5 protein-coding genes and 1 pseudogene are annotated in these 6,295 nt (G+C 43.5%); 5 read left to right on the top strand and 1 reads right to left on the bottom strand.

From position 1 onward, the window contains the following. From IEY42_RS03305 to secF, 3 genes and pseudogenes are all read left to right on the top strand, one after another. Positions 1-274, top strand: a pseudogene (locus IEY42_RS03305) (hypothetical protein); the annotation flags it as partial. Positions 275-414: 140 nt separating this feature from the next. Continuing rightward, a complete protein-coding gene (gene secD / locus IEY42_RS03300) occupies positions 415-2,238 on the top strand; it encodes a protein translocase subunit SecD (RefSeq protein WP_188923922.1) in 1,824 nt (607 codons plus the stop codon). A gap of 4 nt (positions 2,239-2,242) precedes the next feature. Continuing rightward, on the top strand, positions 2,243-3,166 hold the full coding sequence (secF, locus tag IEY42_RS03295) for a protein translocase subunit SecF (RefSeq protein WP_188923921.1): 924 nt from the start codon (positions 2,243-2,245) through the stop codon (positions 3,164-3,166). Positions 3,167-3,236: 70 nt separating this feature from the next. On the opposite strand, the gene yhbY is transcribed toward secF, so the two are convergent. Next, positions 3,237-3,536, bottom strand: coding sequence for a ribosome assembly RNA-binding protein YhbY (gene yhbY, locus IEY42_RS03290; RefSeq protein WP_188917254.1), 300 nt, complete (start codon positions 3,534-3,536; stop codon positions 3,237-3,239). Between the two features lie 90 nt (positions 3,537-3,626). Between yhbY and rlmE the strand changes: the two genes are divergently transcribed. Both rlmE and ftsH read left to right on the top strand, forming a co-directional pair. Continuing rightward, a complete protein-coding gene (gene rlmE, locus IEY42_RS03285) occupies positions 3,627-4,256 on the top strand; it encodes a 23S rRNA (uridine(2552)-2'-O)-methyltransferase RlmE (protein ID WP_188917256.1) in 630 nt (209 codons plus the stop codon). 45 nt (positions 4,257-4,301) lie between these two features. Next, a complete protein-coding gene (gene ftsH, locus IEY42_RS03280; RefSeq protein ID WP_188923920.1) occupies positions 4,302-6,251 on the top strand; it encodes an ATP-dependent zinc metalloprotease FtsH in 1,950 nt (649 codons plus the stop codon). The last annotated feature ends 44 nt before the right edge of the window (positions 6,252-6,295 follow it).

Below are 6,295 nucleotides of genomic sequence, written 5' to 3'. Positions count from 1 at the left end.
TAGTTCCGCACGTCCGGATCTGTGTGGGGTCGGGTCAGTAATGGCCCGCTCTACCACGATTATTAATCTTGCTCAGCATCAAGCTGATGACGTTAATCCCAATTATGTATTAGCTTATGAGTTTGTTTCTCCGCCGATCCCAAGCTTGGAAATTGGCTATCAAATTAACTTCAGTCCGCAATTAGACTGGGTGTTATCTACGGCATCTGGTCCTTCTCGAATGTCCGCATGGAAAGAATCGAATCAACTCTTCGTGCTCGCTCATACCTGCTAGAACCTCCTTTCTTTGACTACAAATTTTATTAGCTAGGCTAATGGATTTCATTGCGAACAGATAATAGCCTTATGCTATATATCGTTTGCTATGCATTTTTTATCGTGACGATTTGTCACGATGTAGTGAGAGCAAGTGTTATGACATCAATATCAAACAATAAACCGTTAAATAAGCAACTCAACAAATACGCTCAGTGGAAATACTGGGTGTTAATCGTTACGTTAATCATCCTGTTTTTAAGTGCTTTACCATCTTGGTATGGCGAAGATGCAGCAGTGCAGCTATCGACCAAATCCCCTAATACTATTTCGTCTGAACAGGTGTATCAGGTATTAAGTCACGCTGGGATCAGCAGTAAACGAATAGATCAACAGCAGCAAAATGTGTTGGTTGTGTTACAACAAGCTGATCAGCAAACCCAGGTTAAAAATATCTTGTCAGAAGTATTTGCCGATCGCGCGCAAATCACATTGGCACTCGCGCCCGCGGCACCTAATTGGTTATTAAACATGGGCTTTGAACCTATCAAATTAGGTTTGGATTTACGTGGAGGTGTGCAATTTTTACTTGATGTCGATCTGGATTTAGTATTTAAAAATCATGCGACTATGGTGAGTGACTCGGTAAAGCAATTTGTACGTCAAGAGCACATTAGTGGGGTACTGGTACGTCAAGCTGGTGGCGCTGAAGTGTCGATTGAGTCAACGCAAACAGATGAGCGAGGACTGATAAGGCAGTTTATTGCCGAGCAGTATCCCTTATGGCAAGTCTCAGGGCACCAAGACACGCTTGTCGTGTCGTTAAGTGAAAGTGAGCTAGTAAAGCTGACGAATCTTACCGTGCAACAAAACTTACAAATTATGCGCAGCCGAATTGAAGAACTCGGTATTACCGAAGCTTTGGTGCAACGCCAGGGCAAAAATCGTATACGCATCGAGTTACCTGGAGTGCAAGACCCTGCAACAGCTAAAAATGTCATTGGCGCGACAGCAAGCTTAGCATTCTACCCGGTAGCAGAAACCGGGGTTGTAAATGCCATCGTGCTGAAAGATAAAAGCGGTCAACCGGTTTATGTTGCTCGCAAGCCCGTATTAGGTGGCGATCATATTGTTGATGCTCGTGCCGCTGTGGGTGACTTTGGGATGTCAAAAGTGAATATCAGTTTAGATTCCGCCGGTGGCAAGCTCATGTCGGACTTTTCCCGTGACAATATCGGTAAACCGATGGCGACAGCGTATAGCGAATATAGCCGAAATGATAAAGGCCAAGCACAGCAAACCACCAAAATTATTAGTGTTGCGACCATTCAAAGCCAGCTAGGCAGTAAATTTGAAATCACTGGTGCAGGAACGCATCAAGAGGCACAACAATTGGCGCTATTGCTTCGAGCGGGTTCAATGACGGCGCCAGTTACCATAGTGGAAGAACGTACCATTGGCCCAAGCTTAGGGGCTGAAAACATTGCTAATGGTTTTGCTGCATTAGCATTAGGCCTGGCGGTCACTTTATTATTTATGGCGTGTTGGTATCGCCGCTTAGGTTGGGTGGCTAACGTGGCACTGATTGCCAACATGGTCATGTTGTTTGGCTTATTGGCACTCATTCCTGGTGCTGTACTGACTCTGCCAGGCATTGCTGGGTTAGTGCTTACTGTCGGTATGGCTGTTGATACTAACGTGCTTATTTTTGAACGCATTAAAGATAAGTTAGCTGACGGGCGCAGTTTTGCTAGCGCTATTGATGTTGGTTTTGACAGCGCTTTTTCAACCATTATCGACGCTAACTTCACCACAATGATTACCGCTTTGGTGTTGTTTTCAATTGGTAATGGACCGATTCAAGGCTTTGCATTAACCCTTGGTTTAGGGTTATTAACCAGTATGTTTACCGGCATTTTTGCGTCTAGGGCAATCATTAATTTAGTGTATGGCCGTGACACTCGTCGCGCGATTAAGGTGTAATCACATGACAAACAATCAACAGAGAAAATCAGCAAGCAAATTACCATATTTAACTCAATGGCGTTATGCATCGAGTATTATTTCAATTGTGTTGATGCTGTTGTCATTAACCGTTATAGGTGTAAAGGGGTTTAATTGGGGATTGGATTTTACCGGTGGTGTAGTGACCGAGATTCAAATAGATCAACGTATTACTGTTAGCGAAATTGAACCGTTAATGACCGCAGCCTACCAGCAAGATGTGAGTGTGATTTCTGCCAGTGAGCCAGGACGCTGGGTATTACGTTATGCCGATATCCCTGATGAAAATCAACGTCCTGAATTACAGCAAGTCTTAGCGCCTTTAGCGTCAGAGCTGACGGTACTGAATAGCAGCATAGTGGGTCCGCAAGTTGGCCAAGAACTCATTGAGCAAGGTAGTTTAGCGTTGTTAGTGGCAATGCTCTGTATTATGGGGTACTTAAGTTACCGATTTGAATGGCGTCTTGCATCTGGTGCCTTATTTGCTTTAGTGCACGATGTGGTATTTGTATTAGCCTTTTTTGCCTTAAGCCAAATGGAATTTAACTTAACGATATTAGCGGCAATTTTAGCCATTTTGGGTTATTCGCTGAATGATTCAATCATTATTGCCGATAGAATACGCGAACAGCTTATCGCAAAACCGCAATGGGGAACGTCAGAGATTAATAATTTGGCCGTTGGGTCTACATTTTCACGCACTATGGTGACATCGGGGACCACATTGTTAACAGTGGTTGCATTATGGGTGATGGGCGGTGCACCACTTGAAGGGTTTTCGATTGCGATGTTTATTGGCATTTTAACAGGGACTTGGTCATCGATTTCTGTAGGGGCAACGCTACCGGAATTTTTAGGGCTTAAAGCTGAGCATTATATCGTCGAACCGTTACCAGATACCCCTTAGGGATATTGAGTAAAATTTATTTTTTATAAAAAAGCCGCTGAAATCAGCGGCTTTTTCATCGAACATTGTGTTACTTTGCTTTTGGCAAGGCAATCTTCATTTCTGGGGAGTGACGGAAGATAACTAATACATGACCAATAAGTTGCACTTTCGCAGACTGGGTTTCACGTACAATGGCGTCAACGATGGCATTTTTAAGCTCTCTGTCTGCAGAGGCTACTTTCACTTTAATCAATTCATGATGAGTAAGAGCGCTATCAATTTCAGCCAGAACACCTTCAGTTAGTCCGTTGCCACCAAGCAGCACCACTGGCTTTAGACTGTGCGCCAGACCTTTTAAATGCTGTTTTTGTTTGGTTGTTAAGTTCATTTGTACCAACTTTTTCTGAGTTACTGTTGAAAAACCGGTATTCTACCCTTATATAAAGCTTATGTAACTCTGAATCGTTGCGGAATTTAAATGGTAACCAAAAAACGTACGGCGAGTTCTGCTCGTTGGATGCAAGAACACTTTGATGATCACTATGTGAAATTGGCGCAAAAGCGCGGACTTCGTTCACGTGCGGCATTTAAGTTAGAAGAACTCCAACAAAAAGATAATTTAATTAAAACCGGTATGACGGTTGTTGATTTAGGTGCAGCTCCTGGAGGATGGTCACAAGTCGCTGTTAAATTAGCGGGTGAAAAAGGTAAAGTTATCGCGTGTGATATTTTACCCATGGATCCAATTGTGGGTGTTGATTTTCTTCAGGGTGATTTTAGAGAAGACAAAGTATTACAAGCATTGCTTGACCGAGTAGGGCAAGATAAAGTGGATGTGGTACTATCAGATATGGCACCGAATATGAGTGGTTCGGATGCTGTAGACCAACCTAGGGCTATGTATTTAGTGGAATTAGCACTAGATATGTGTCATCAAGTGTTGGCGCCTAATGGCTGTTTTGCTGTTAAGGTCTTTCAGGGGGAGGGCTTTGACGAGTACATGAAAACAGTCAAAGAGGCATTCAAAGTAGTAAAAACCCGTAAACCAGACTCCTCTAGAGCTCGCTCTCGAGAAGTCTATCTAGTGGCGACTGGTTACAAGTTGTAGTAGTCTAACGTTAATAATCGCAGGACTGTTAAGAGGTCTAGTAATTTGAGTGACATGGCAAAAAATTTAATACTCTGGGTTGTCATCGCTGTTGTGTTGATGTCAGTGTTTCAGGGTTATTCCCCCTCTTCTTCGAATTCGCAGAAGATGGATTACTCCGCCTTTTTGGACAATGTTCGAAATGGTCAAATCAACACGGTCGAAGTTAAAAGCGACCAACGAACGATTGAAGGTACTAAACGTACTGGCGAGAAGTTCACCACTATCATGCCGATGTATGATCAAGACTTAATTAACGATCTTGACCGCAAAGGCATCACCATGAAAGGTCAGGAAGCTGAAGAGTCTAGCTTCTTAACTCAAATCTTTATTTCATGGTTCCCTATGTTACTGCTGATTGGTGTATGGATTTTCTTCATGCGACAAATGCAAGGCGGTGGCGGTAAAGGCGCAATGTCGTTTGGTAAGAGTAAAGCCAAGCTGATGAGCGAAGATCAAATTAAAACCACCTTTGCTGATGTTGCGGGTTGTGATGAAGCAAAAGAAGAAGTAAAAGAACTGGTTGATTACTTACGTGATCCAACAAAGTTCCAAAAGTTAGGCGGTCGTATTCCTACGGGCGTGTTAATGGTGGGACCACCTGGTACCGGTAAAACATTACTTGCTAAAGCGATTGCTGGCGAGTCTAAGGTGCCTTTCTTTACTATTTCTGGTTCTGATTTCGTAGAAATGTTTGTGGGTGTTGGTGCATCTCGTGTGCGTGACATGTTTGAACAAGCTAAAAAATCTGCGCCTTGTATTATCTTTATTGACGAAATTGACGCAGTAGGTCGCCAGCGTGGCGCGGGTGTCGGTGGTGGTCATGATGAGCGCGAACAAACATTAAACCAAATGTTGGTTGAAATGGATGGCTTTGAAGGTAATGAAGGTATTATCGTTATTGCTGCGACTAACCGTCCAGACGTATTAGACTCTGCATTACTTCGTCCTGGTCGTTTTGACCGTCAAGTGGTTGTAGGCTTACCGGATGTACGTGGTCGTGAGCAGATTTTAAAAGTGCACATGCGTAAAGTGCCACTATCTGACGATGTTAAAGCCAGTGTGATTGCCCGTGGTACTCCTGGGTTTTCTGGTGCTGATTTAGCCAACTTGGTTAACGAAGCCGCACTTTTTGCTGCACGTGGCAACCGCCGTGTTGTTGGCATGGAAGAGTTTGAGCGCGCTAAAGATAAAATCATGATGGGTGCTGAGCGCCGCTCGATGGTGATGTCTGAGTCTGAAAAAGAAATGACCGCTTACCATGAAGCTGGCCACGCAATTGTAGGCTGTTTAGTTCCTGAGCATGATCCTGTGCATAAGGTGACGATTATCCCTCGCGGCCGTGCGTTGGGTGTGACCTTCTTCTTACCTGAAGCTGATGCCATTAGCCAAAGTCGTCGCAAGTTAGAGTCACAAATTTCGGTTGCTTATGGCGGACGTTTAGCAGAAGAGCTTATTTATGGTAGTGACAAAGTGTCTACCGGTGCTTCCCAAGACATCAAATACGCGACATCAATTGCGCGTAATATGGTCACTCAATGGGGTTTTTCAGACAAATTAGGTCCATTATTGTACGCCGAAGAAGACAACGAAGTGTTCTTAGGTCGCAGTATGGGTAAATCTAAAGCCATGTCAGGTGATACTGCATCGCTTATTGATTCTGAAATCAAAGTCTTTATCGATAAAAACTATCAACGCGCGCAAACTATGTTGACTGACAACATGGATATTTTACACGCGATGAAAGATGCTTTGATGAAATACGAAACGATTGATTCATTGCAAATTGATGATTTGATGAATCGCCGTGAAGTACGGATGCCAGCCGAATGGCAAAAGGATGAATCGTCTGACGACAAAGATGGCGGAAATAGCGCCCCAAAAGTTGAAGACGAAAAGCCTGAAGAAGCACCAAAGGCTGATATTAATGATGCAGATGAATCACCTGCTAAATAAATATACTCGCTAATAAAGAAAACCCCGAAAGGGGTTTTCTTGTT

This window comes from Shewanella algicola (assembly GCF_014648035.1).
GTDB lineage: Bacteria > Pseudomonadota > Gammaproteobacteria > Enterobacterales > Shewanellaceae > Shewanella > Shewanella algicola.
The sequence above is the reverse complement of the archived record's forward strand: the minus strand, read 5'-3'. Positions and strand labels throughout refer to the sequence as shown.

Excerpts from the sequence above, each read along its gene's own strand:
- yhbY (WP_188917254.1), bottom strand. The coding sequence starts at position 3,536 with ATGAACTTAACAACCAAACAAAAACAGCATTTAAAAGGTCTGGCGCAC.
- rlmE (WP_188917256.1), top strand. The coding sequence starts at position 3,627 with ATGGTAACCAAAAAACGTACGGCGAGTTCTGCTCGTTGGATGCAAGAA.
- secF (WP_188923921.1), top strand. The coding sequence starts at position 2,243 with ATGACAAACAATCAACAGAGAAAATCAGCAAGCAAATTACCATATTTA.
- secD (WP_188923922.1), top strand. The coding sequence starts at position 415 with ATGACATCAATATCAAACAATAAACCGTTAAATAAGCAACTCAACAAA.